The 22,838-nt window shown below is 65.1% G+C and carries 20 protein-coding genes and 1 pseudogene; 10 read left to right on the plus strand and 11 right to left on the minus strand.

The annotated features are described in order from the left end of the window. The first annotated feature begins 16 nt into the window (after nt 1–16). From ACVWZM_RS15240 to ACVWZM_RS15250, 3 genes are all read left to right on the plus strand, one after another. Nucleotides 17–1,180, plus strand: a complete 1,164-nt coding sequence (locus ACVWZM_RS15240) for an IS4 family transposase (protein ID WP_456853777.1) — start codon at nt 17–19, stop codon at nt 1,178–1,180. Nucleotides 1,181–1,325: 145 nt separating this feature from the next. Further along, complete coding sequence (locus ACVWZM_RS15245; protein ID WP_076832557.1) at nt 1,326–2,798, plus strand: amidase; 1,473 nt, start codon at nt 1,326–1,328, stop codon at nt 2,796–2,798. 123 nt (nt 2,799–2,921) lie between these two features. After that, on the plus strand, nt 2,922–3,275 hold the full coding sequence (locus ACVWZM_RS15250) for a nuclear transport factor 2 family protein (RefSeq protein WP_057020071.1): 354 nt from the start codon (nt 2,922–2,924) through the stop codon (nt 3,273–3,275). A 139-nt stretch (nt 3,276–3,414) separates the two neighbouring features. On the opposite strand, the gene ACVWZM_RS15255 is transcribed toward ACVWZM_RS15250, so the two are convergent. Next, complete coding sequence (locus ACVWZM_RS15255; protein ID WP_018269116.1) at nt 3,415–4,503, minus strand: Zn-dependent alcohol dehydrogenase; 1,089 nt, start codon at nt 4,501–4,503, stop codon at nt 3,415–3,417. A 53-nt stretch (nt 4,504–4,556) separates the two neighbouring features. Continuing rightward, nucleotides 4,557–6,338, minus strand: a complete 1,782-nt coding sequence (locus ACVWZM_RS15260) for an acyl-CoA dehydrogenase family protein (RefSeq protein ID WP_076832560.1) — start codon at nt 6,336–6,338, stop codon at nt 4,557–4,559. Between the two features lie 71 nt (nt 6,339–6,409). Here ACVWZM_RS15260 and ACVWZM_RS15265 point away from each other — a divergent pair, with 71 nt between their 5' ends. Both ACVWZM_RS15265 and ACVWZM_RS15270 read left to right on the plus strand, forming a co-directional pair. Further along, entirely contained in the window at nt 6,410–7,111 is a 702-nt protein-coding gene (locus tag ACVWZM_RS15265) for an SDR family NAD(P)-dependent oxidoreductase (RefSeq protein ID WP_076832562.1), read from the plus strand. A gap of 238 nt (nt 7,112–7,349) precedes the next feature. Next, nucleotides 7,350–8,180, plus strand: a complete 831-nt coding sequence (locus ACVWZM_RS15270; protein ID WP_076832874.1) for an enoyl-CoA hydratase — start codon at nt 7,350–7,352, stop codon at nt 8,178–8,180. Nucleotides 8,181–8,351: 171 nt separating this feature from the next. Here the strand turns inward: ACVWZM_RS15270 and ACVWZM_RS15275 are convergent, their stop codons facing one another. After that, on the minus strand, nt 8,352–8,975 hold the full coding sequence (locus ACVWZM_RS15275) for a GNAT family N-acetyltransferase (protein WP_076832564.1): 624 nt from the start codon (nt 8,973–8,975) through the stop codon (nt 8,352–8,354). A gap of 70 nt (nt 8,976–9,045) precedes the next feature. Continuing rightward, nucleotides 9,046–9,249 (minus strand): DUF1127 domain-containing protein, encoded by a 204-nt coding sequence (locus ACVWZM_RS15280; protein ID WP_076832566.1) that lies wholly within the window; start codon nt 9,247–9,249, stop codon nt 9,046–9,048. 118 nt (nt 9,250–9,367) lie between these two features. On the opposite strand from ACVWZM_RS15280, the gene ACVWZM_RS15285 reads away from it, so the two are divergent. The 4 genes from ACVWZM_RS15285 (at nt 9,368) to tcuB (ending at nt 14,505) form a co-directional block, all read left to right on the plus strand. Beyond that, a complete protein-coding gene (locus ACVWZM_RS15285) occupies nt 9,368–10,267 on the plus strand; it encodes a transcriptional regulator GcvA (RefSeq protein ID WP_028336584.1) in 900 nt (299 codons plus the stop codon). Between the two features lie 278 nt (nt 10,268–10,545). Then, nucleotides 10,546–11,856, plus strand: a complete 1,311-nt coding sequence (gene tcuC / locus ACVWZM_RS15290; protein ID WP_076832572.1) for an MFS transporter — start codon at nt 10,546–10,548, stop codon at nt 11,854–11,856. Between the two features lie 128 nt (nt 11,857–11,984). Beyond that, entirely contained in the window at nt 11,985–13,385 is a 1,401-nt protein-coding gene (gene tcuA, locus ACVWZM_RS15295; RefSeq protein ID WP_200844559.1) for an FAD-dependent tricarballylate dehydrogenase TcuA, read from the plus strand. Nucleotides 13,386–13,401: 16 nt separating this feature from the next. Then, complete coding sequence (tcuB, locus tag ACVWZM_RS15300) at nt 13,402–14,505, plus strand: tricarballylate utilization 4Fe-4S protein TcuB (RefSeq protein WP_456853779.1); 1,104 nt, start codon at nt 13,402–13,404, stop codon at nt 14,503–14,505. A 39-nt stretch (nt 14,506–14,544) separates the two neighbouring features. Here tcuB and ACVWZM_RS15305 read toward each other — a convergent pair. From ACVWZM_RS15305 to ACVWZM_RS15320, 4 genes and pseudogenes are all read right to left on the minus strand, one after another. Further along, a pseudogene (locus tag ACVWZM_RS15305) lies at nt 14,545–15,119 on the minus strand (class I SAM-dependent methyltransferase). 51 nt (nt 15,120–15,170) lie between these two features. Next, a complete protein-coding gene (locus ACVWZM_RS15310; protein WP_076832577.1) occupies nt 15,171–15,584 on the minus strand; it encodes a Rieske (2Fe-2S) protein in 414 nt (137 codons plus the stop codon). A gap of 53 nt (nt 15,585–15,637) precedes the next feature. Next, on the minus strand, nt 15,638–16,747 hold the full coding sequence (locus ACVWZM_RS15315; protein ID WP_456853781.1) for an amidohydrolase family protein: 1,110 nt from the start codon (nt 16,745–16,747) through the stop codon (nt 15,638–15,640). Next, a complete protein-coding gene (locus ACVWZM_RS15320) occupies nt 16,744–17,820 on the minus strand; it encodes an amidohydrolase family protein (RefSeq protein ID WP_076832583.1) in 1,077 nt (358 codons plus the stop codon). Before ACVWZM_RS15320 ends, ACVWZM_RS15315 begins: the two co-directional genes overlap by 4 nt. Nucleotides 17,821–17,993: 173 nt before the next feature. Between ACVWZM_RS15320 and ACVWZM_RS15325 the strand changes: the two genes are divergently transcribed. Further along, on the plus strand, nt 17,994–18,476 hold the full coding sequence (locus tag ACVWZM_RS15325) for a CinA family protein (protein WP_076832586.1): 483 nt from the start codon (nt 17,994–17,996) through the stop codon (nt 18,474–18,476). Between the two features lie 314 nt (nt 18,477–18,790). Here ACVWZM_RS15325 and ACVWZM_RS15330 read toward each other — a convergent pair whose 3' ends face one another. From ACVWZM_RS15330 to ACVWZM_RS15340, 3 genes are all read right to left on the minus strand, one after another. Next, nucleotides 18,791–20,101, minus strand: coding sequence for an HlyD family type I secretion periplasmic adaptor subunit (locus ACVWZM_RS15330; protein ID WP_076832588.1), 1,311 nt, complete (start codon nt 20,099–20,101; stop codon nt 18,791–18,793). After that, a complete protein-coding gene (locus tag ACVWZM_RS15335) occupies nt 20,098–21,849 on the minus strand; it encodes a type I secretion system permease/ATPase (RefSeq protein ID WP_076832591.1) in 1,752 nt (583 codons plus the stop codon). The genes ACVWZM_RS15330 and ACVWZM_RS15335 overlap by 4 nt, the downstream gene beginning before the upstream one ends. Before the next feature lie 150 nt (nt 21,850–21,999). Beyond that, a complete protein-coding gene (locus ACVWZM_RS15340; RefSeq protein WP_076832593.1) occupies nt 22,000–22,794 on the minus strand; it encodes an acyl-CoA thioesterase domain-containing protein in 795 nt (264 codons plus the stop codon). Between the last annotated feature and the right edge of the window lie 44 nt (nt 22,795–22,838).

Here is a 22,838-nt window from a genome sequence, read left to right on the forward strand (position 1 = left end):
ACACAGAGGGCCGAGCATGCGATATCGCGGTAGCATTTTTGGAAGGCTGCTTGAACCGATCAATCGACGGCAGTTTCAGACGGTTGTGGATCGTCTGGACGGGGATGCCTACGACAAGTCGTTCAGGAGCTGGGATCATCTGGTGGCGCTGATCTATGCCCAGCTTAGCGGCAACAGCAGTCTGCGCGGGGTGGTGACTGGCTTCAACGCCAATTCGCAGCATCACTATCACTTGGGAACCGGCAAGCTGTCGCGCTCGACGTTGTCCGATGCCAATGCCCGCCGTCCGATCGGCATTTTCGCGCAAACCTTTGCGGCGCTGTCGGCGATGGCGCGTCGCCAGCTGCGGAGTGAAGGCATGGAGATGGTGCGTCTGATCGACGCCAGTCCGATCCCGCTCGGCAAGGTCTGCAGTTGGGCGACCTGGAACGGCCGCATCCGCGGCATGAAGCTGCATGTCGTCTACGACCCAAGGAGCGATGTCCCGACCTGCGTCGAGATGACGGCCGCGAACGTCAATGACATCGAGATCGGCCGACAGACCCCAATCCAGCCCGCCACCACCTATGTGTTTGACAAGGGCTATTGCCGTTTCGACTGGTGGCAGAAGATCAATGATAGCAAGGCTTTCTTCGTTACCCGGGCGAAGACGAGCATCCGTCTTCGCTCGCTCAGGCATCGCGCCATCCGCAAGCGTAACGGGGATGGCTTCGAAATCCTTGCCGATGACGAGGTGAAGCTCACCAGCAAGGGCGATTCGCGCCTTCCAATCCCGCTCCGCCGCATCAAGATCAGACGCGAGAAAGGCGGCAAGATCACACTCCTGACCAACGACCTTGCCCGTAGCGCCGTCGAGATCGCCGCCCTCTACAAGAGCCGATGGCAAATCGAGCTGCTGTTCCGCTGGATCAAGCAGCATCTCGATATTCGCAAGTTCCTCGGCGCCAACGACAACGCGATCCGCCTTCAGGTGCTCGCTGCGATGATTGCCTACCTGCTGCTGCGCATCGCCGCTCACACCAACTGCATCAAAATGCTCCCGCTCAGGTTCGCCGAACTCGTCGGCCAGCTCCTGCTCACGCGTCGATCCCTCGCTGCCATCGACAAACCTCCGCCCACCAACCCCAGCCGTCGGAAATCAACCATCTCACCTGACCAGATGGAGCTCCGCTATGCCTGAATTTCCCCGGACACCCCTGCCGCAAGCGGGGCGAGGTAGAGCAGAGCAATTCCGATCAAACACGGCGACAACGTCACGGCTACAGCGCTTGCGGGCGGCAGCCAAACTGCCCATCATCGCGCCAACAACAAACCGGGAGCACGCCGTGGCCAAATCGCAATACAGCTTCAAGACCGCCGTCGAATTGTCGAAGGCGCTGCGCAACAAGCAGGTCTCGGCAGTTGAGCTCGCACAGGACGCGATCGGCCGCATCGAGCGCCACGACGGCAAGGTCAACGCGGTCTGCGTGCGCGACTTCGAGCGCGGCCTCGCCGCTGCGCGCGCTGCGGATGCCGCGATCGCGCGCGGCGAGCACAGGCCGCTGCTCGGCATCCCCATGACGGTGAAGGAATCCTTCAACGTCGCCGGCTTGCCGACGACCTGGGGCTTCCTGCCGCAAAAGGATTTTGTCCCGACCGAGGACGCGCTGTCGATTCAGCGCGTGAAGGACGCCGGCGGCGTCATCCTCGGCAAGACCAACGTGCCGGTCGGGCTCGCCGACTGGCAGAGCTACAACGAGATCTACGGCACCACCAACAATCCCTACGACCTCGGCCGCACGCCGGGCGGCTCCTCCGGCGGATCGTCGGCGGCGCTCGCCGCGGGCTATGGCGCGCTGTCGCTCGGCTCGGACATCGGCGGCTCGCTGCGCGTGCCGGCGTTTCATTGCGGCGTCTATGCGCACAAGCCGACCTTCGCGCTGCTGCCGTCCCGCGGCCACACCGCGCCGCCGGCACCGCCCATCATCTATGAGCGCGACCTTGCGGTAACCGGCCCGATGGCGCGCGGCGCGGCCGACCTGTCGCTGCTGCTCGACGTGATGGCCGCTCCCGATCCGCTCGATGCCGGCAAGGCCTATCGCCTCGACCTGCCGGCGGCGCGCCACGCCAGCCTGAAGGATTTCCGGATCCTCGTGATCGACACCGATTCGGTGTTGCCGACCGACAAGGCGGTTCGCGGCAGCATCGACAAGCTCGCGAGCCACCTCGACAAGGCCGGCGCCAAGATATCGCGGTCGAGCCCGCTGCTGCCGGATTTCGCGGCGTCCTCGCGGCTCTATATGCGGATGTTGCTGTCGTTCCTCGCCGCGACCTTCCCGCCGGAGGTCTATGCCGGCGCCTGCGCGGCAGCGGCCGCGCTGCCCGCCGGCGACAACAGCCTGCAGGCCGAACGGCTGCGCGGCATCGCGCTCAGCCACCGCGACTGGGTACAGGCGACAGTCGCCCGCTCGCGGCTGCGCGCGCAATGGCGCGAGCTGTTCAAATCGTTCGACGCGGTGATCTGCCCGATCATGCCGACGCCGGCCTATCCGCACGATCATGAGCCCGACCAGGAGCAGCGGCGGATATTGATCGACGGCGAGCCCTACATCTACACCGACCAGCTCGCCTGGCCCGGCATCGCGACCCTGCCCGGCCTGCCTTCGACTGCGATCCCGACCGGCTTTGCGCCCGACGGATTGCCGGTCGGCGTGCAGATCGTCGGCCCATGGCTCGAGGACCGCACGCCGCTCAAGCTCGCCGAGCTGATCGAGCACGAATTCGGCGGCTTCGTGCCGCCGAAGATGTTCGATGATTAGGTGCTGGAAAAAACCGTCATTGCGAGGAGCGAAGCGACGAAGCAATCCATATCTCAACGAGCGGCGAGATGGATTGCTTCGCTGCGCTCGCAATGACGGACAACAAAACCAGGGAGAAGGCCAATGAGCAACGATCTCGAGGAGCTGACAAAGCTCAACAAGGACTACGTTGACTCCGTTCAGAACTGCGACGTCAAGCGCTTCGACGAAATTCTGGCGCAGGACTTCTACTGCACCAATCCCGACAAGAGCCTGGTCGACCGCGCTGCCTTCCTGAAGCAGACCGCGATCCCGGTGAAGATCAAGGGCCTGAAGGCCGAGGACGTCAAAATCCGCATCCTCGGCGATTTCGCCATCATCCACGCCCAGACCAGCTACACCAACGCGGACGGTGAGCCGGCGCACGGCCGCTATACCGATTGCTGGGCGCGGCAGAACGGAAAATGGCGCGCGGTATCCGCGCATGTCGCGCGGTGAGCGATTCAGGTGTCGTCCCGGCGCAGGCCGGGACCCATAACCACCGCAGCTTGTGGTGAGTAAAGAAAGTCGTCCACCCACGTGCCCAAAGCGAGGCCGCGGCGTATGGGTCCCTGGCCTACGCCGGGACGACACACGCTCAGCTATCAAACATGATCACGCTGCGCAGCGTCTTGCCGGCTTTCATGTTGGCAAAGCCCTCGTTGATCTCGGAGAGCTTCAGCTTGGCCGAGATCCAGTCTTCCAGATGCAGCTTGCCGCGCATGTAGAAGTCGACGAGGCGCGGCATGTCGACGCGGAAGTGGTTGGAGCCCATCGACGAGCCCTGGATGCGGCGCTCGCGCAGGAAGTCGAAGCCGTGCAGCTCGATCTTCTGGCCGAACGGGATCATGCCGACGATGGTCGCGGTGCCGCCCGCCGCCAGCATGGCGAAGGCCTGCTCGGCGGTGTCCTTGCGGCCGAGCACCTCGAAGGAGTGCTGCACGCCGCCGCCGGTGAGCTCGCGCACCTGCTGGACCACGTCGCCGCGGGCCGGATCGACGATATCGGTGGCGCCGAGCTTGGTCGCAAGCTGCAACTTGGCCGGATTGGTATCGATCGCGATGATGCGGCCGGCGCCGGCGATCTGCGCACCGTTGATCGCGGCCATGCCGACGCCGCCGCAACCGATCACAGCCACCGTCTCGCCGGCGGTCACCTTCGCGGTGTTCACCACCGCGCCATAACCGGTGATGACGCCGCAGCCGATCAGCGCGGCGAGATCGAGCGGCATCTCCTTCTTGATCTTCACGATGGCGTTCTCGTGCACCAGCATCTGCTCGGCGAACGACGACAGATTGAGGAACTGGTTGAGCTTCTCCTTCCTGCCCCATGACAGGCGGTTGGAGGCGCCGGGCAGCATCTTCACCGTGGTGTCGGTGCACAGCACGGTGCGGCCGGTGGTGCAGTTGTCGCAGGTGCCGCAGAACACCGACAGGCAGGTGACGACGTGATCGCCGGGCTTCACGTAATTGACGTCGGAGCCGACCTTCTCGACCACGCCGGCCGATTCATGGCCGAGCACCGCCGGCAGCGGATGCGGATAGAGGCCTTCCATGAAGTGCAGATCGGAATGGCAGAGGCCCGCGACCGCGGTGCGGATCAGGACCTCGCGCGGCCCCGGATTGGGCACGCTGACGTCCTCGATCACCAGCGGCTGATTGACTTCATGCAGGACGGCGGCCTTCATCGGGGTCTCCCTTGACGTTTTTGATTGTTTGAAAAGTTCGCTCGCGCAGCAGCCTACGCTGCGTCAAGCAATTCGCCAACCTCGGCCATGCCGACCGCGCGATCGCCGAGCAGGTGCTCGGTCATCCTGCGCTGAACGGTATTTTCCGTTAGCCGGAACGGATCGCCCGGCAGCACGCGGTGGTCGATCACCATCCGCGACAGCAACAGCCGACGCGCATCGCCGCGCATCTGGTGGATGCGCCCGCCCTCCCACGCCAGCGCGACCGCGCTTGCGACATGATAGAGCAGGCTGGTGGCGCGGCGCGCATCGCCCTCATTGTCGATGCGGCTCGCCACCTCGCGCGCAAACGCGACCGCACGGTCGCTAAGATCGCGCAGCCGGTTGCGCCAGGCTTGCGGAACATTCGCGCTATCATCGAGCCGCGCATGCAGATCGGCGGCGAGCGCATTGTCGGCGCCATGGCGGCCGACCGCACGCTTCAGCGCATCGATCGCGACGATATTGCCGGTGCCCTCCCAGATCGAGCCGAGATGCGCGTCGCGCAGCAGCCGCGGCGTGACGAATTCCTCGATGTAGCCGATGCCGCCGCGCATCTCCATCGCATCGCCGCAGACCTTTCGGGCGTCGCGAGTGGCGCGGAATTTCAGCGTCGGCGTCAGGATGCGAAGCAGCGCCGCGGCGTCCTGACTGCCTGCCTCGGCGCGGTCGAGCGCGTCAGCGGTCAAAAAGCTCATCGACAGCGCCTGCTCGGTCGGCAGCATGATCTTCATCAGCTGCCGCCGCGCCAGCGGCAGGTCGATGATGCGCTGGCCGAACACCACGCGGCCCTTCGCCACGGTGATCGCGTCGTGCCAGGCGCGGCGCATCAGCGCGGTCGACTTCACGCCGTTGGAGAGCCGCGACGAGTTCACCATCTCGGCCATCTGCACGAAGCCGCGGTCGAGCTTGCCGACGGCGTAGGCGATCGCGCCGTCGAACTTGATCTCGCCCGAGGCCATCGAGCGGGTGCCGAGCTTGTCCTTCAACCGCACGATCCGGTAATGGTTCTGCGAACCGTCGTCGAGGAAACGCGGCATCAGGAACAGGCCGACGCCGCGGGTGCCCGGCCCGGCGCCTTCCGGCCGCGCCAGCAGCATCACCACCTTGGCATCGGCGTTGGAGCAGAACCACTTCTCGCCATAGAGCCGCCAGTGGTCGCCCTCCTGCACGGCGCGCGTGGTCAGCGTGCCGACATCGGAGCCGCCCTCCTTCTCGGTCATGAACTGGCCGCCCTGCGTCAGCTTGCTCATGTCGGTCTGGGTCAGGCCGTCGAGATATTTCGCCTTCAATGCCTCGCTGCCGAAATTTGCCAGCAGCTTGGCGCACCCGTCGGTGACGTTGATCGGGCAGCCCATGCCGAATTCGGTCTGGTTGAACAGGAAGGTGAAGGCGTGCTTGGCGACGACAGGATACTTGTCGGGCCAGCCCATGATGCCCTTGCGGAGCGACAGCGCGTGAATGCCGAACTCGCCGAACGCGGCCTTCTCGATCTCGCGATAGGCCGGATGATATTCGATGTGCTGCACGTCGCGGCCGAACTTGTCGCGCTGGTGCAACACCGGCGTATGCCGGTCGGCAAGCCGCGCGCATTCGTCGAGATAGCCTCCGGCCAATCCACCGAGGCGGTCGAGATGCGACTCGATATGGCGGAACAATGCATCGGGCAAATGCAGCTTCAGAAGGTCGGTCAGCGCCGGATCGGCCCGGTAGAAATTCATTCCCGTCGTGTCGGGCGCCAGCAGGCCCGGCTGGCTGGCGGCTGACGTTTTCGGATCCTGCTTGTGCGGCTGCATTGAATTCCCGGCTTCGGTGCTCATTTGTTTGGGCACGACTATCCTCCTCCGGCCGAGCAAAGGAAAGCCCAATGGATATTCCAAAATACAAGATCGCCCTGATCGTCGGCGCCGGCGAGGGCCTCAGCGCCTCGCTGACGCGGCTATTTTCGCGGGAGGGAATTCGTGTGGCACTCGGCGCCCGCAGCATCGAGAAGCTCGGCGCGCTCTGCACCGAAACAGGCGCGCGGGCCTATGCCTGCGACGCCACCAAGGCCGAGGATGTCGAACGTCTTTTTGGTCTGGTCGAGCGCGAGATCGGAACGCCTGATCTCGTGGTCTACAACGCCTCCGGCCGCTCGCGCGGGCCCTTCGTCGAACTGGTCCCTTCAGAGGTCGAACAGGCGATCGCGGTCTCGGCGTTCGGCGGATTCCTGGTGGCGCAGGAGGCGGCGAAGCGCATGCTGCCCAACAAGAAGGGCGCAATCCTGTTCACCGGCGCCTCCGCCAGCGTGAAGGGCTATGCGCAATCGGCGCCGTTCGCGATGGGCAAGTTCGCCTTGCGCGGCCTCGCGCAGAGCATGGCGCGCGAACTGTCGCCGCAGGGTATTCACGTCGCGCATTTCGTGATCGACGGTGGCATCCGCAGCGCTGCCCGCGCCGAGCCCGCCGACCGGCCGGACTCGATGCTCGATCCCGACGCGATTGCATTGAGCTACTGGAACGTGCTGCAGCAGCCGCGCAGCGCCTGGACCTGGGAGCTGGAATTGCGGCCCTGGGTTGAGAAGTTTTGAGATGACGGAGATCATGCAAGCGGCGTAGGCTGAACGCAAACGCCAACGTGATCAAGATCGCGAGCAAGCTGTGAGGCGGTGCGCACGAGGCTTGGCGCCTTTTGCTTACCGCGTGAAGTAACTTTCACCGTCATTCCGGGATGGTGCGCTAGCACCAGACCCGGAATCTCGAGATTCCGGGCTCGATGCTTCGCATCGCCCCGGAATGACGAAACAAACAGACATGGGGAGCGACGACATGACCGCTGAAATCAAGATCGAGACCGGCACCGACGAACTGCTCTGCGTAATCCGCGATCGCGTCGCCGTCATCACGCTGAACCGCCCGGATGCCCGCAACTCGCTGTCGGACACGCTGACGCCGGCGCTGCGCACGATGATCAGGACCTGCGGCGAGAACCCCGAGGTCGGCGTGCTGCTCGTCACCGGCGCCGGCAAGGCGTTCTGCGCCGGCGGCAACGTCAAGGGCATGGGCGCGCATCGCGACAAGAAGAAGCTCGAAATGTCCTATGAGGACAAGGTCGCGGATTTGCAGGAGCGCCAGCGCCTGCTCACCGGCTCGCTGGCCTCGGTGCGCAAGCCGACCATTGCTGCCCTTCCCGGTCCCGCGGTCGGCGCCGGCCTTGCGATCGCGATGGCCTGCGACATCCGGATCGCGGCGCAATCCGCCTTCATCTCGACCGGTTACTTGCGCGTGGCGCTGAGCGGCGATTACGGCATGGCATGGCTGTTGACGCGGCTGGTCGGCACCTCGCGCGCCCGCGAGCTGATGTTCACCTCGGAGAAGGTCGACGCCGCGAGATGCGAGCAGATCGGTCTCGTCAATCGCGTGGTGCCGGACGAAACGCTGCAGGACGAGGCCTTTGCGCTGGCGAAGTCGATGGCCGAAGGCCCGACCCTCGCGCTGCGCTACATGAAGGACAATCTCGACGAGGCGCTGCAGTTCGACTTCGCCACCGCGCGCGACCACGAGGCCGAGCGGCTGATCCGGCTCACCACGACGGCCGATCACAAGGAGGCGGTGCAGGCCTTCATCGAGAAGCGCAAGCCGGTGTTTCGGGGGAGTTGATCCTAGTTCGATGTCCGTCATTGCCGGGCTTGACCCGGCAATGCATCGAAAGAAACGCTTTCGCTCAATGGATGCGCGGGTCAAGCCCGCGCATGACGAGTAGCAGTCGCGGCACCGGTTGGGAAAAGAAAAGGGCCCGGTTCTGGAGGGGCCAGAACCGGGCCTAGTCAGTCAAACCGCAAGCGAGGACATCGCGGCCAAGCGGGAAGTGGCGGCAAGCCGCCAGCTGGCACAGGGAATGTCTTGCGGTTCGACGTGGATCTCTTTCACGAAGCGCACCAGCTTCCAGTCGCCGGGGCTCTGGGTGAAGGCGTAGCCCGACTTGCGGGCGAGGCCGATCATCGTCGCATTGGAACGCAGCGTGTCGCCGAAGATGCGTTCGGCTCCGAAGGACGCCGCACGGCATTCGAGATTCCTGAGCAGCGCCTTGCCAATGCCGTGGCCCTGCCACCGGTCATCGATCGACAGGCCGAACTCGACGCTCGACGTATCGGCATGGAAGGCGTAGCGGGCTTCGCCGACGATGGTCTCAAAGCCATCGACCAGCATCGTCGCGACCACCGTGAACCGGTCAGCCTCGCCGACATGGATGAAACGTTCGAGCTCCGTCTTCGGCAGCTCGCTCAACGCGCCCAGGAAGCGGTTGTAACGGGACCCCGCGGAGAGCGAGCGGATGTAGCTCTGCAGCTCTTCGCGGTCGCGCGGCTCGACGAAGCGCACCTTGACCTCGCTGCCGTTCTTGGCGCGCAGCACGTCAGAGTATTGCTTGAGATCGTCGAGATGCAGCGCAACCATGACACGCTCCTCGGGTGAAGAAATTAGCCGGCGTCCCTCGATCGAGGCGACGCCAGCGGTGGCGTCCTTCTCAGGCCCGCCAGAACGGCTTCTCGGTCTCGAACACGATGTCGCTGCGGGACATGCCGATGTCGTGCAGGTCGCGCTCGGTCCACTGCGACAGCTCGCGGCGGCGCTCGTAGCGCTCCCACCAGACATGCAGCGTCTCGCCGACCTGGTTCAGCAATCCGGGGGTATGATGATTTGTCATCGGTTCATGGGTGAAAATGGACATCTGCGGCTCCTGTCGGTAACCTGTTGGCGGTAATATCGGGGCTATTCGGCCCGCTCACAAACGACACTTTGTACCGTTTCGCATGAATCAAAGTCATGTATTTGGAGACGCCCCAGAGATGACCAGCCGCCTGCCTTCGCTGAATGGCCTGAGGGCGTTCGAGGCCGCCGCGCGGCATATGAGCTTCACGCTGGCGGCGTCCGAACTGAACGTGACGCAGACCGCGATCAGCCATCAGATCCGGCGGCTTGAGGAGGAGCTCGGCGTCCGCCTGTTCGTCCGCCAAAACCGCTCGCTGAGCCTGACGCCGGAGGCTGCCGAATACCTTCCCGGCGTCCGGGCCGCCTTCAACGACCTCAGGCTCGCCACCGATCGCCTGTTGCGCCGGGACGACGATCACGTGCTGACGGTCTCGACGCTGGCATCGCTTGCCGCCAAATGGCTACTGCCGCGGCTGTCGGCCTTCCAAGAGGCGCATTCCGGCATCGACGTTCGCATCACCACCTCGACCAGCCTGGTCGACTTCCAGCGCGACAAGGTCGACGCGGCGATCCGCTATGGCCGCGGCCAATGGGCGGGCCTGCGTGCCGATTGGTTGATGGCGGATGAGCTGTTTCCGGTGTGCAGCCCGTCGCTGCTGCAGGGAACCAGGCCGCTGAAATGCCCTGAAGACCTCAGGGATCACACGCTCCTGCACACCAGCAACGCCAACAGCGACGACTGGCGGCTGTGGCTGACCGCGGCGGGGCTGCCGACCGATATTTCCAAGCAGCCCGGCGTCACCTTCGACCTGCTGTTCGTGACGATCCAGGCCGCGATCGACGGCATCGGCATCGCGATGGGCCGCACCTCCTATGTGCAGGACGACATCGCCAAGGGTCGCCTCGTGGTTCCCTTCAAGATCGCGCTACCGGCCGACGCCGGCTTCTACCTGGTTTCGCCGCAGGGACGCGCCGATACGCCAAAGCTCTCCGCGTTCCGGAGCTGGCTCGGCACAACGGCGCACGCGGCGCCTTGATGCGCCGCACGCGCCGGCCGGAGCTTCGGTTCTGATTGGACCTGGGCCGAAGCGCCAGATCGTTGTTTTGACGAGGTTTCTTCGCGCGAACCAATATCCCCTTCGCTCGAAAGGCTCCCTGCGATTTCCACCTACGGCTTTTTTCCCATAGCCCCCCGCGTGATTCCGGGTTGGTCGCGCCGGACAGCCGTGCCAAATTGCCGCACATGGCAGTTAACTGCTTTGGCCGGCGAGACAATTTGCGCCGGCCGTTTTTGTCACGGGGAGGAAAGGGCGTTATGTCGCAGTCGAGTTCATCGCAAGTCCCGCAGATCAAATCGCGTCTTGGCGCCATCCTTCGCGCGACCAGCGGCAATTTCCTCGAGCAGTTCGACTTCTTCCTGTTCGGCTTCTACGCCCAGGCGATTGCGAAGGCCTTCTTCCCCTCCGAGAACGAGACCGCGGCGCTGCTCAACGCGTTCGGCGTTTTCTGGCTCGGCGCCCTGATGCGCCCGGTCGGCGCCGTCGTGCTCGGCGCGTATATCGACCGCATCGGCCGCCGCAAGGGCCTGATCGTGACGCTGTCGATCATGGCTATCGGCACCGTGGTGATCGCGCTCTGCCCGAGCTATTCGACCATCGGCATTGCGGCGCCGATCATCGTGCTGATCGCGCGCCTGCTGCAGGGCTTCTCCGCCGGCGTCGAGCTCGGCGGCGTCTCGGTCTATCTCGCGGAGATCGCCACGCCCGGCAATCGCGGCTTCTACACCTCGTTCCAGTCGGCGAGCCAGCAGGTCGCGATCTTCGTCGCCTCGATCCTCGGCTTCGTCCTCAGCGAGAGCATGCCGGCCGCGACCGTGGCCTCCTGGGGCTGGCGCATCCCGTTCTTCGTCGGCTGCCTGATCATCCCGGTGATCTTCTTCCTGCGCCGGACGCTGGAGGAGACCCCGGCGTTCCTCGCGATGAAGAAGCATCCGACCGCAAGCGAGGTGTTCGCCTCGGCGATCGCGAACTGGCGCATCGTCGTGCTCGGCATGATGATCGCGGTGCTGACCACCACCACCTTTTACTTCGTCACCGTCTATACGCCGACCTTCGGCAAGACCGTGCTGAAGCTCTCGACCCAGGATGCGCTGCTGGTGACGCTGCTGGTTGCGGTGACCAATTTCATCTGGAATCCGGTCGGCGGCGCGGTGTCCGACCGGATCGGCCGCAAGCCGGTGCTGCTGGCGATCGCCGGCCTGTCCCTCATCACGGCCTATCCGGCGTTGCACTGGCTGGTGACCAATCCCTCGTTCGGCAAGATGCTGGCGGTCGAGATGATGTTCTCGTTCTATTTCGGCGTCTACAGCGGCACCATGCTGGGCTGCTTGGTCGAGATCGTGCCGGCGCATGTCCGCACCACCTGCTTCTCGCTGGCCTTTGCATTGGCGGCCGGGCTGTTCGGCACCTTCACGCCGTTCGCCTCGACCTGGCTGATCCAGCAAACTGGCGACAAGGCTTCGCCCGGCTACTGGCTGATGTGCGCCGCAGCTCTCGGCATCGTCGCCGCGCTGATCGTCTATCGTGGCGGCCAGACCATCGAGCAGCGCGAGACGGTTGCGGCCTGATATTCCACTTCGCGGCCGGGTGGGCTCGCTGGGCATGACTTCTCCGGAAAATCGCGACACGCTTTTCCGGATCATGCTCATGCGCCCGGCCGTGTTGCTTTCCATGCCAACAACGATAACAAGAGCGCATGGTTGATCTGACGCGCAGGTTCGACGTGCTGGTGATCGGCGGCGGCAACGCCGCGCTGTGCGCTGCGATCAGCGCACGGCGCGCCGGCGCTTCCGTCCTGGTGCTGGAAGGCGCCCCGAAATTCTATCGCGGCGGCAACACCCGCCACACCCGCAACATGCGCTGCGCCCATGACGCGGCGACCGAGATCCTCACCGGTCCCTACACCGAGGAGGAGTTCTGGAAGGATTTGCTGCTGGTGACCGGCGGCCAGACCGACGAGGAACTGGCCCGCTTCATGATCCACGAGTCCAAGGACATCCTGAACTGGATCGTCGAGCAGGGCGTGCGCTGGCAGCCGTCGCTCGGCGGCACGCTGAGCCTTGGCCGCACCAACTCGTTCTTCCTCGGCGGCGGCCGCGCGATGCTGAACGCGCTCTATCGCACCGCCGAGGAGCTCGGCGTCGACATCCTCTACGATGCCGAGGTCATCGATCTCACGGTCGAGGACGGCATGTTCCTTTCGGCGCAGCTGAAGCAGCCGGTCGGCGGCAAGACCGAGGTCCGCGCCTCGACCCTGGTTGCGGCCGCCGGCGGCTTCGAGGCCAACATCGAATGGCTGAAGGAATCCTGGGGCGATGCGGCCGACAATTTCCTGATCCGCGGCACGCCCTATAATCGCGGCGCGATCCTCAAGATGCTGCTCGCCAAGGGCGTGCAGGAGATCGGCGATCCGACGCAATGCCATGCCGTGGCGATCGACGCCCGCGCGCCGAAATTCGACGGCGGCATCATCACGCGTCACGATTCGGTCGTGTTCGGCATCGTCGTCAACAAGCATGCCGAGCGCTTCTACGACGAGGGCGAGGACATCTGGCCCAAGCGCTATGCGATCTGGGGCCGGCTGGTCGCCGCGCAGCCGGACCAGATCGCCTACATCATCTTCGACTCGACCGTGGTGACGAGCTTCATGCCGACGCTGTTTCCGCCGATCGCGGGTGCGACGATTGCCGAGCTCGCCGGCAAGCTCGAGCTCGACGCGGCCGCGCTGGAAAAGACCATCACCGAGTTCAACGCCGCGGTGCAGCCCGGCACCTTCGACCACACCATCCTCGACGACTGCGCTACCCAAGGCATCACGCCGCCGAAGACGCATTGGGCGCGCCGGATCGAGACGCCGCCCTATCTCGCCTATCCGGTGCGGCCCGGCATCACCTTCACCTATCTCGGCACCCGCGTGAACAGGGAGGCGCGGATACTGATGAAGGACGGCAAGCCGTCCGCCAACATGTTCGCCGCCGGCGAGATCATGGCCGGCAACGTGCTCGGCAAGGGCTATGCCGCCGGCATCGGCATGACCATCGGCAGCGTGTTCGGCCGCGTCGCCGGCCGGGAAGCAGCCAAGAATGCGCGGAACTGAAGGCGGGACTGACGCGATGCACGGGACGAGTATCTTGCAGGAAGCCGACCGTCTGATGACGGTGTGCAATTCCTGCCGCTATTGCGAGGGCCTGTGCGCGGTGTTTCCCGCGATGGAGATGCGCCGCGCCTTCTCCGACGGCGATCTCAACTACCTCGCCAACCTCTGCCATAGCTGCGGCGCCTGCTACACCGACTGCCAGTTCTCGCCGCCGCACGAATTCAACGTCAATGTACCGAAGACGCTCGCGGTCGCGCGCGCCGAATCCTATGCCGCCTATGCTTGGCCGCGCGCCTTTGCCGGCGCGTTCGCGCACAACGGCCTCGTCATCAGCCTGATCGCAGCGCTCAGCGTCGCCGCCTTTATCTTCGGCTTCGCCGCGGTCAGTGATCGCGGCGTGCTCACCGGCATCCACACCGGTCCCGGCGCGTTCTACAAACTGATGCCGCACAATGCGATGGCGCTGCTGTTCGGCTTAGCCCTGCTCTACGCGATCCTGGCGCTGGTAATGGGCGTGCGCGCCTTCTGGCGCGACATCGGCGAGCCGGTCGGCATGACGACGGATGCGAAGGCGCTGTTGCAGGCGGTCCGCGACGCCGGCGAGCTGCGCTACCTCGACGGCGGCGGTGTCGGCTGCTTCAACGAGGACGACCAGCCGACCGACCGCCGCAAGCTGTATCACCACTTCACCTTCTATGGCTTCGCGCTGTGCTTCGCCGCGACCTGCGTCGGCACGCTGTATCACTACCTCCTGGCGCGCGAGGCACCCTATGCGTGGTGGGACCTGCCCGTCGTGCTCGGCACGCTCGGCGGCATCGGGCTCGTGGTCGGCCCGCTCGGCCTGCTCGGCGAGAAATGGAAGCGCGACCGCGTGCTGGTCGACGAGCAGCGCATCGGCATGGACACCGCGTTCATCCTGATGCTGTTCCTGACCAGCATCACCGGCCTCGCCTTGCTGCTGTGGCGCGAGACCGCCGCGATGGGCCCGCTGCTGGCGCTGCATCTCGGCGTGGTGTTCGCGCTGTTCATCACCATGCCCTACGGCAAATTCGTGCACGGTATCTACCGCTTTGTCGCGCTGGTGCGCTATGCGCGCGAACGGCAGATGATGGCGGAATGAATGGTGGTGGGTTAGCGCAGCGTAGCCCGGCTTACGAACTCATCTTGCATCGGGCTTTGTCGCCAGCGCACAGAACCACTCATTTGTCTCGACCAGCTGAGCCTGCGTGAAGCCGGCCGCTGCCAGCTTTTCCGTCACCCCTTCCTTGGGCTGTCCGGAGTAGCGCGTAAAGCCGAGTGCGATCCTGCCGCTCGGCTTCATCACGCGACGGACCTCACGTAGCCCGGCGACGGCATCCGGCCAGACCTGCATCGAGTTGATCGCCAGCGCCGCATCGAAGCTGTCCGCATCGAATGGCATGCGCTCACGGAGCCAAGCCGAAGCTCGACACGACCATCCTCGATCGCGGCCGCGTTCCGGGCGCGAGCTTGCCCGACCATCTCCTGCGACGGATCAATGCCCGCGACGCGTCCGGCCGATACCAATGTCGACAGACGATGAATGACGGCGCCCGGACCAAACCCAACTTCGAGCACGCTGTCGTCAGGTCCGATCTCGAGGCGATCTGCGACCCACGCGCCGCAATCTGCATTGGTGCGCGACATGATCATGCCGCCGAGCCTCCCCAGGAGGCCCCGAGGACGGCCAAACGCACGCAAGAGGATGCTTTGCATGACGCTCACCGACTGCCATCTCCGGTGAACAGGATTTCGGGACGGTCGCGGCTACAAATCCACCACCACGTAGTCACTCTCCACCGCGACCTTGATGGTCTCGGCGACATACGGTCCCTTCACCACATTGGTGCCCGGCTCGACGCTGACCGGATAGGCGCGCACGCGGAAGCGGCGCGGGTCGCAATAGGACTGGCCGGTGCGGATGTCGAACTCCCAGCCGTGCCAGGGGCAGCGCAGGATCTCGCCGAGCTTGGTGTATTCGATTTCGCCGGGGTCCGACGACGACGCGAGCCCGATCAGCGGCCCCTCACACAGCGCCGCGCCCTGATGCGGGCAGCGGTTCAGCAGGCCGAAGAACTCGCCCTTGACGTTGAAGACCGCGATCGGCCGTCCGTCGATCTCGAGAAATTTTCGCGAACCCGGCGGCAGCTCGTCCACCGGGGCTATCACATGCCGCGTCATCAATCGTTCTCACGCATGATCTGATTCGAAAAACCGGTTCCCACTTTTTCGGATCATGCGATACCGTACAACTGCTTGGCGTTGTCGAGATAGAACGCCTGGCGATTGGCATCGCTGACGCCGGCCGGCAGCACGCGCGACGGCTCGTCGTAATCCCAATGCGGGTAATCGGTCGCGAACAGCAGCCTGTCCCAGCCGATCCACTCGATGGTCTGGAACAGATGGTCGCGGCTCTCCGGATCCTCCATCGGCTGCGTCGTCCACCAGATGTGGTCGCGGATATATTCCGACGGCTTGCGCTTCAGATGCGGCACCTCGGCATGCAGCCGCGAAAACACCTTGTCGAGCCGCCAGGCCAGCGACGGCGCCCAACCGAAGCCGGCCTCGACCATCACCATCTTCAGTTTCGGGAAGCGCTCGAACACGCCCTCGAGCACGAGGCTCGCCAGCGCGGTCTGCTGGCACTGCGAATGCCCGACCATCTCCTCGATATAGTAGCTCGGCCAGCCCGACGCGGTGATCGGGTTGCCGCCGAAGCCGAATGCGTGCACCCCGATCGGAAGGCCGGCTTCCTGTGCCGCCTCATAGATCGGCCAGTAGCGGCGCTGGCCGAGCGGCTCGACATTGCGGCTCAGCAGCAGCACCTGGACAAAATTTGTGTCGCCTGCGCGCTTGCGGATTTCGGCGGCGGCCGACATGCCATCCTCATTGGCGACGACGACCGAGCCTTTCAGCCGGGTATCCTTGCTGGTCCATTTCTCGATTTGCCAGTCGTTGATTGCCGAACAGATCGCGCCGGCGAGATCCTGATTGCGGATACCTTGCCCGGTGTTGAGCGGGTTGAGCACGCCGAGCGCGACATTGTTGGGATCGAGATGCTGCCTCTGCATGAAGGACAGCGACGAGCCCTGCGGGCCGCCTTCCGGCGGATAGGCATCGCGGCGCGACGCATTCGGCTGCGCCTTCGGATAGGGCGGGCCTCCCATCATGCCCTGATAGGCATGGACGCCGAAGGTCTCGAGATGCGCATGCCAGCGCTTTTCGAGATAAGGATACAATTCATCCTTGGTGGCGCGGGCCGGATGGATGTCGCAGTCGGCGATCGCGGTCTTGATGCTGGTCGGCGATGCGGTTTTGGGACGCTCGCGGAGCTGGATGTTCATGGCGTCTTCTCCTTCACCTTGAGCCGGCCATAGGTCGCATGCGGATTATCGATCATGATCTTGCGTACCAGATCCTGCGACAACCCGTGCGGCAGCACCTCGTCACCGTCGAACTGCCAATGCGGATAATCTGACGAGAATAGGATCAATTCGTCCGACTGCATATGGTCGAACAGGCGGTTCAGCGTGTCTCCGTCCGGCGGCGCATCGACCGGCTGCAGCGAGAAGCGGATGTTGCTGCGCACAATCTCCAGCGGCGCGCGGTCGACCCACGGGGTCTCCATGCGCACGCCGCGCCAGAACTTGTGCAGCCGCCACAGGAATGGCGGCAGCCAGGTGAAGCCGGACTCCAGCATCACCATTTTCAGGTTCGGATGGCGCGCGAACACGCCCTCGACGATCAGGCTGGTGAGCTGGGTCTGGAACGCCTGCGCCTGCGCAACATAATCCTCGATGTGATAGGAGCCCCAGCCGACCGAGGTCGGCGGATTGTGATAGGCGCTGCCGGCATGGATGCCGACCGGCAGGCCGAGCCGTTCCGCCGCGGCGTAGATCGGCCAGTAGTGCCGCTTGCCAAGCGGCATGTCGCCCATCACCAGCATCAACACCTGCACGAAGCGCTTGTCCTGCGCACAGCGCTCGATCTCGGCGACCGCCTTCTCGATGCTCTGCACCGGGATCACGATCGAGCCGCGCAGGCGATCGTCCTTGTCGAGCCATTCCTTGACCAGCCAGTCGTTCAGCGCGCGGCAGAACGCATCGGCCATGTCCTCGGAGAACACCATCTGCACGCCGTAGAGCGGATTGCAGATGCCGTAGGCCGTGCCGAACTGGTCGAGCGCCTGCCGCTGCATGTCCGCAAGGCTCGAGCCCGGCTTGCCTTGCGCTGGACGCCAGTCCGGCCGCGACGAGATCGGCGAATTGGTCGGATAGGATTGCGAGATCAGGTCGGTCATTCCGCGCGTCGTCACCTGGTCGCGCCAGTAGTCGTTCATGTACGGCAGCAGGCTGGTGAGGTGAGGCACGGCGGGATGCAGATCGCAATCCACGCCGCCCGCGATCGGCGACGTCATGATGTTTCCTCCGCGCACGCTCTCACGACAAGCTTGTCGGGCGGCGCCTGGTTCTTGTCTTGCATTCAATCAGGCCATGCCGCGGCCTGCAACTCGGCAAAGGGCTGCGTGGTGTGCTAGGAGGGCAGGACGCCCCACGGGATTTTCATGGCAAGCAACGAGAAAGAAGGCCGATGAACGCGCTCACATCCATCGCCGAACAGGTCGCCGCAAAACTGATCGCGAACAAGCAGACGATTGCGGTCGCGGAATCCTCAACCGGCGGACTGATCTCCGCATCGCTGCTCGCGGTTCCCGGCGCGTCGGCCTATTTCCTCGGCGGCGGCGTGATCTACACCCGCGACGCGCGGCGCGCGCTGATGGACATTCCCGACGACGCCATGCGCGGCATCCGCTCGGCGTCGGAACCTTACGCGCAATTGCTGGCGCGGCAGATCCGCGAGCGCCTCGCGACCGACTGGGGATTGTCGGAGACCGGTGCCGCCGGCCCGACCGGCAACCGCTACGGCGATGCCGCCGGCCACAGCTGCATGGCTGTCGCAGGCCCCCACCAGCAGGTGATCACGCTGGAGACCGCGAGCGGCGACCGGCAGGCGAACATGCAGGCATTTGCGAAGGCGGCGCTGGAGCTGTTGTTGAAGAATCTGGAACGGTAATTTTTCCCTGTCGTCCCGGGCAAGCTACTTGTCTCACCGAGGCTCGAAGAGCGGAGGCGGAAGCGCGACCCGGGACCCATAATCACCGATGGCAATTGACGATGGTCCGCTGGAGCCACAGCCTGCTTCAACAACTCGATCCTGTGGTTATGGGTCCCTGGTTTCGCAGGGACGACTTGGGGAAAGAGCCTGCAATCTAACGAGGACTGCGTAGACCGGATGAAGCGAAGCGCAATCCGGGACGACTTCATCCGCTGAGCGACTGTTCCCGGATTTCGCTGCGCTTCATCCGGGCTACAAGAGCAGCGCGCGGCTCACTTCTCGCGGAACGAGCGCATGAACTGGTCGCTCATCGGCTTCATCAGATAGGACAGCATGGTGCGGTCGCCGGTCTGGACGAAGGCTTCCACCGGCATGCCCGGGATGATCTTCACCTCGCTGCCGAGGCGCGCCACTTCTTCCGGCGGCATCGAGACGCGGATGGTGTAATAGCTCTGCCCGGTGCGCTGGTCGGTGGTGACGTCGGCGGAGACGCGGGTGACGACGCCGTTCAGCTCCGGCGTGGTGCGCTGGTTGAAGGCGGAGAGCCGCAGCACTGTCTTCTGTCCGACCTGCAGCTTGTCGATGTCCTGCGGATTGACCTTGGCCTCGACCGACAGATCGTCGGCCTTCGGCACGATCATCATGATGGCATCGCCCGCGGTAATGACGCCGCCGACGGTGTGCACGGTCGATTGCAGCACGACGCCGTCCTGCGGCGCGCGGATGTCGATGCGGCGGAGCTGGTCCTCTGCGGTGACCTTGCGCTCGACGAACTCGCCGATCTTGTCGTTGGTCTCGCGCAGGTCCTTCGAGACCTCCGCCAGCATGTCCTTGTCGACCTGGATGATCTGCAGCTCGGTCTCGGTGATCTTGCCCTTGGCCTGCGCGCGCGAGGCGATGTACTGCGCGCGCTCGCCGGAGAGCCGCGCCGCGTCGCGCTCGAGCGTGGTCAGGCGCGTCAGCTGCACCAGATGCTGCTCATAGAGCTGGCGGACGCCGACCAGCTCCTGCTGCACCAGCGCGATCTCCTTGTCCTTGGCGCTCTCCTGCGCCTGCAGGCCGGAGATCTCCTCGTTGAGCTGGGTGACGCGCTCGCGCAGCTGCGCCTTCTGGCCGGTGCGGCCGTTGACGCGAACCTCGAACAGCTTGGTTTCGCTCGCCATGATGTCGCGAACGTCCGGATCCTTGGCCTGCTCGAGCAGCTGCGGCGGGAAGGTGATCTTGTCGCGGCCCTGCTGCTCGGCCTCGAGCCGGGCCGCGCGCGCATAAAGACCGTTCAGCGTCTTGACCACGATCGCAAGGCTGGCCTTCACGACGGTCTCGTCGAGGCGCACGACGATGTCGCCCGCCTTGACCACGTCGCCGTCGCGCACCCGCACCTCGCCGACCACGCCGCCGGTCGGATGCTGCACCTTCTTGACGTTGGATTCGACCACCACCGAGCCCGGCGCGATCAGCGCACCCGAGATCGGCACCGTTGCGGCCCAGCCGCCGACGCCCCCGCCGAGAACCAGAACCACGGCGAGGCCGACGATCAGATGCTTGCGGATCGAGCGATGTGCGTTGCGCGGTTGATCGGTCATGACTTTGCGGCTCCCGCATCCGCGACGATCTTGATCGGCGTCGGCACCGGCGGCGCGGCACGCTGCAGCACCTGCGCGAGCACAGCCTCCTTCGGCCCGAAGGTCTGCATGCGGCCGTCCTTCAGCACCAGCAGATGGTCGACGCCCTCGATGCCGATCGGCCGGTGCGCAACCACGATGACGACCGCGCCGCGCTCGCGGGCGCCGCGCACCGCGCGGGTCAGCGCCTCGTCGCCTTCGCTGTCGAGATTGGAGTTCGGCTCATCCAGCACGATCAGGAACGGGTTGCCGTACAGCGCCCGCGCCAGCGCCACGCGCTGCGCCTGGCCCGCGGAGAGCGCGGTGCCCTGCTCGCCGACCTGGGTGTCGTAGCCCTCGCGCATCTTGATGATCATCTCATGCACGCCGGCCTCCTTGGCCGCCGCGATGATGCCGTCGGACTTGGCGTCGGGATCGAACCGGCAGATGTTCTGGGCGACCGTACCGGCAAACAGTTCGACGTCCTGCGGCAAATAGCCGACGTGGCGCCCCAGTTGGTCGGACGACCATTGGTCGAGCGCGGCGCCGTCGAGCCGTACCTTGCCCCGCGCCGGCATCCAGACGCCGACCAGCGCCCGGATCAGCGACGACTTGCCGGAGCCGCTCGGGCCGATCACGCCGACGCCGCTGCCGGCTTCGACGGCGAAGGTGATGTCCTGCACGATGGCGCGCTGGTCGCCCGGCGCGACCATGGTCACGGCCTCGACCGAAAGCTTCTTCTCCGGCGCCTGCAACAGCGTCTGCTCGGGCCGCGCCGGAATTTGCTGCAGCAGGCGGTTGAGCCGCTGCCAGCTCTGCCGCGCGGCGACGAAGCCCTTCCAATGCGCGATCGCGAGATCGACCGGCGCCAGTGCCCGCGCGCTCAGGATCGAGCCGGCGATGATGATGCCGCCGGTGGCCTCCTGATGGATCACGAGATAGGCGCCGACCGCGAGCACGGCGGACTGCAGCATCATGCGCAGCACCTTGGCGACCGCGCCGAGCCCGCCGGTGACGTCGCTCGCACGCTGGTTGCCGGACAGATATTCCTCGTTGGCCTCGTTCCAGCGCCTGTTCATGCGGCCGGCCATGCCCATCGCCACCAGCACCTCGGCGTTGCGGCGGCTGGAGGCGGCAAGATCGTTGCGCCGCGCCGCGAGCGTCATCGCTTCCTTGGCCGGCGTGCGCGACAAGTATTCGGTGATCAGCGTCAGCGTCACCAGGATGATCGCGCCGACCAGCGCCGTGACGCCAAGCAGCCAATGGAAGGCAAAGCAGATCACCATGTAGAACGGCAGCCATGGCAGATCGAAGAACGCGCCGGGACCCATGCTGCCGAGGAAAGAGCGCACATTGTCGAGGTCGCGCAGCGGCTGCAGGCCTTCGCTGCGATTGCCGGCCATCAGCGGCAGCCGCACGACAGTGTCGAACACCCGCGCATTGAGCGCTTCGTCGAGCGAGGTGCCGACGCGGCCGAGGATCCGTCCGCGCAGCAGGTCGAGCACGCCCTGAGCCATGTAGAGGACCGCGGCGATGACCACGAGGCCGACCAGGGTCGGAACGCTGCGGCTCGGCAGCACCCGGTCGTAGACTTGCAGCATGAACATCGAACCTGTCAGGTAGAGCAGGTTGATCATGCAACTGATGAGGCCGACGCCGATAAAGGCGCTGCGGCAAGCGCGCAGCGCCTCAGCCAGTTCGGAACGCCGGACAGCGGGCGCGGCTGCCATAAAAACTGATCTCTGCAAAACAAAAGAGTTACGTGATCGCCACGTTGTATAGACGTTTGCGACCACCGTCCATTTTAAGTCGCGTGAACCAAAGCATGGTTCGCGGCCTCATTTTGTGATCGCACCGACAGTTGACGGAATAAATTAGGGTTAACCGGCGGCGGAACCCTGGCCTCGCGCGGGCGCGCTTCCCGGAAGCGGCACGAGAATGACCGACATCGAGACCCGGCCGATCTCGCCATCCACATCGAGCAACACCCCGCTGCCGACGCCGAGCCCCGCCTCCGGGCGCCAGCGCGCATCGGCGCGAACGCCGATCCAGGCGCCCCGCGGCGACCGGAACAGCTGCACCGCAAGGTTCGGATTGGGGTCTGCCACCACGTTCTGGACCGGCCGCGCGATGCCGTGGGTCCAGTCAGCCGGGCCGAGCACCCGCGCCAACGGGCCGGCGTCCGCGATGACGGCGTGATGCAAGCGAAACCAGGCGGTATCGCCGCCGGCACGGGCTTCCATCGCATCCATGAACCAGCTGCGGCCATGGACCGCGTGTGGGCTGCGCAACGGAAACACCGTGGGATCCACCGGATCGGCTGCGCTCCCGTAAAATCCCGGGACCTCGACGGCACGCTCGCGCGACAGCGTCACGCGTACCGTCGCGCAGGGTTGCTCCTCGCCGGCCGGCCAGAGCGTGTTGTCGACGACACTGACCCGGCCGCCTTCGGTCACCACGGTGACGTGCGTGCGCAGTTCCGCCATTGGCGTCGGCCGCAGGAACCAGGCCGCCGCCGAGATCGCGGTGCCCCAATTGCGCGCGCCGGCCATGGCCTCGACCTCGCCGGTCAGCAGGCTTGCGACCGCGCCGCCCTGAAGGCCTGTGAACGGCCCGGCCGCCAGCGCCGCCGGCTTCCAGTGATGGGACGTGGCGAGCGGTTCGAAGATGGCCAAGGCGAATGATCCCCTGAGATGAGCAGGATTGAGCGTTTGGCCAA

This window comes from Bradyrhizobium sp. USDA 4501, assembly GCF_054062115.1.

Coding starts and splice junctions, on each gene's coding strand:
- ACVWZM_RS15325 (WP_076832586.1), top strand. CDS start 17,994: ATGAACGCGCTCACATCCATCGCCGAACAGGTCGCCGCAAAACTGATC.
- ACVWZM_RS15265 (WP_076832562.1), top strand. CDS start 6,410: ATGGATATTCCAAAATACAAGATCGCCCTGATCGTCGGCGCCGGCGAG.
- ACVWZM_RS15280 (WP_076832566.1), bottom strand. CDS start 9,249: ATGTCCATTTTCACCCATGAACCGATGACAAATCATCATACCCCCGGA.
- tcuC (WP_076832572.1), top strand. CDS start 10,546: ATGTCGCAGTCGAGTTCATCGCAAGTCCCGCAGATCAAATCGCGTCTT.
- ACVWZM_RS15250 (WP_057020071.1), top strand. CDS start 2,922: ATGAGCAACGATCTCGAGGAGCTGACAAAGCTCAACAAGGACTACGTT.
- ACVWZM_RS15315 (WP_456853781.1), bottom strand. CDS start 16,747: ATGAACATCCAGCTCCGCGAGCGTCCCAAAACCGCATCGCCGACCAGC.
- ACVWZM_RS15260 (WP_076832560.1), bottom strand. CDS start 6,338: ATGCAGCCGCACAAGCAGGATCCGAAAACGTCAGCCGCCAGCCAGCCG.
- ACVWZM_RS15285 (WP_028336584.1), top strand. CDS start 9,368: ATGACCAGCCGCCTGCCTTCGCTGAATGGCCTGAGGGCGTTCGAGGCC.
- ACVWZM_RS15270 (WP_076832874.1), top strand. CDS start 7,350: ATGACCGCTGAAATCAAGATCGAGACCGGCACCGACGAACTGCTCTGC.
- ACVWZM_RS15275 (WP_076832564.1), bottom strand. CDS start 8,975: ATGGTTGCGCTGCATCTCGACGATCTCAAGCAATACTCTGACGTGCTG.
- ACVWZM_RS15335 (WP_076832591.1), bottom strand. CDS start 21,849: ATGGCAGCCGCGCCCGCTGTCCGGCGTTCCGAACTGGCTGAGGCGCTG.
- ACVWZM_RS15310 (WP_076832577.1), bottom strand. CDS start 15,584: ATGACGCGGCATGTGATAGCCCCGGTGGACGAGCTGCCGCCGGGTTCG.
- tcuB (WP_456853779.1), top strand. CDS start 13,402: ATGCACGGGACGAGTATCTTGCAGGAAGCCGACCGTCTGATGACGGTG.
- ACVWZM_RS15330 (WP_076832588.1), bottom strand. CDS start 20,101: ATGACCGATCAACCGCGCAACGCACATCGCTCGATCCGCAAGCATCTG.
- ACVWZM_RS15320 (WP_076832583.1), bottom strand. CDS start 17,820: ATGACGTCGCCGATCGCGGGCGGCGTGGATTGCGATCTGCATCCCGCC.
- ACVWZM_RS15240 (WP_456853777.1), top strand. CDS start 17: ATGCGATATCGCGGTAGCATTTTTGGAAGGCTGCTTGAACCGATCAAT.
- tcuA (WP_200844559.1), top strand. CDS start 11,985: ATGGTTGATCTGACGCGCAGGTTCGACGTGCTGGTGATCGGCGGCGGC.
- ACVWZM_RS15255 (WP_018269116.1), bottom strand. CDS start 4,503: ATGAAGGCCGCCGTCCTGCATGAAGTCAATCAGCCGCTGGTGATCGAG.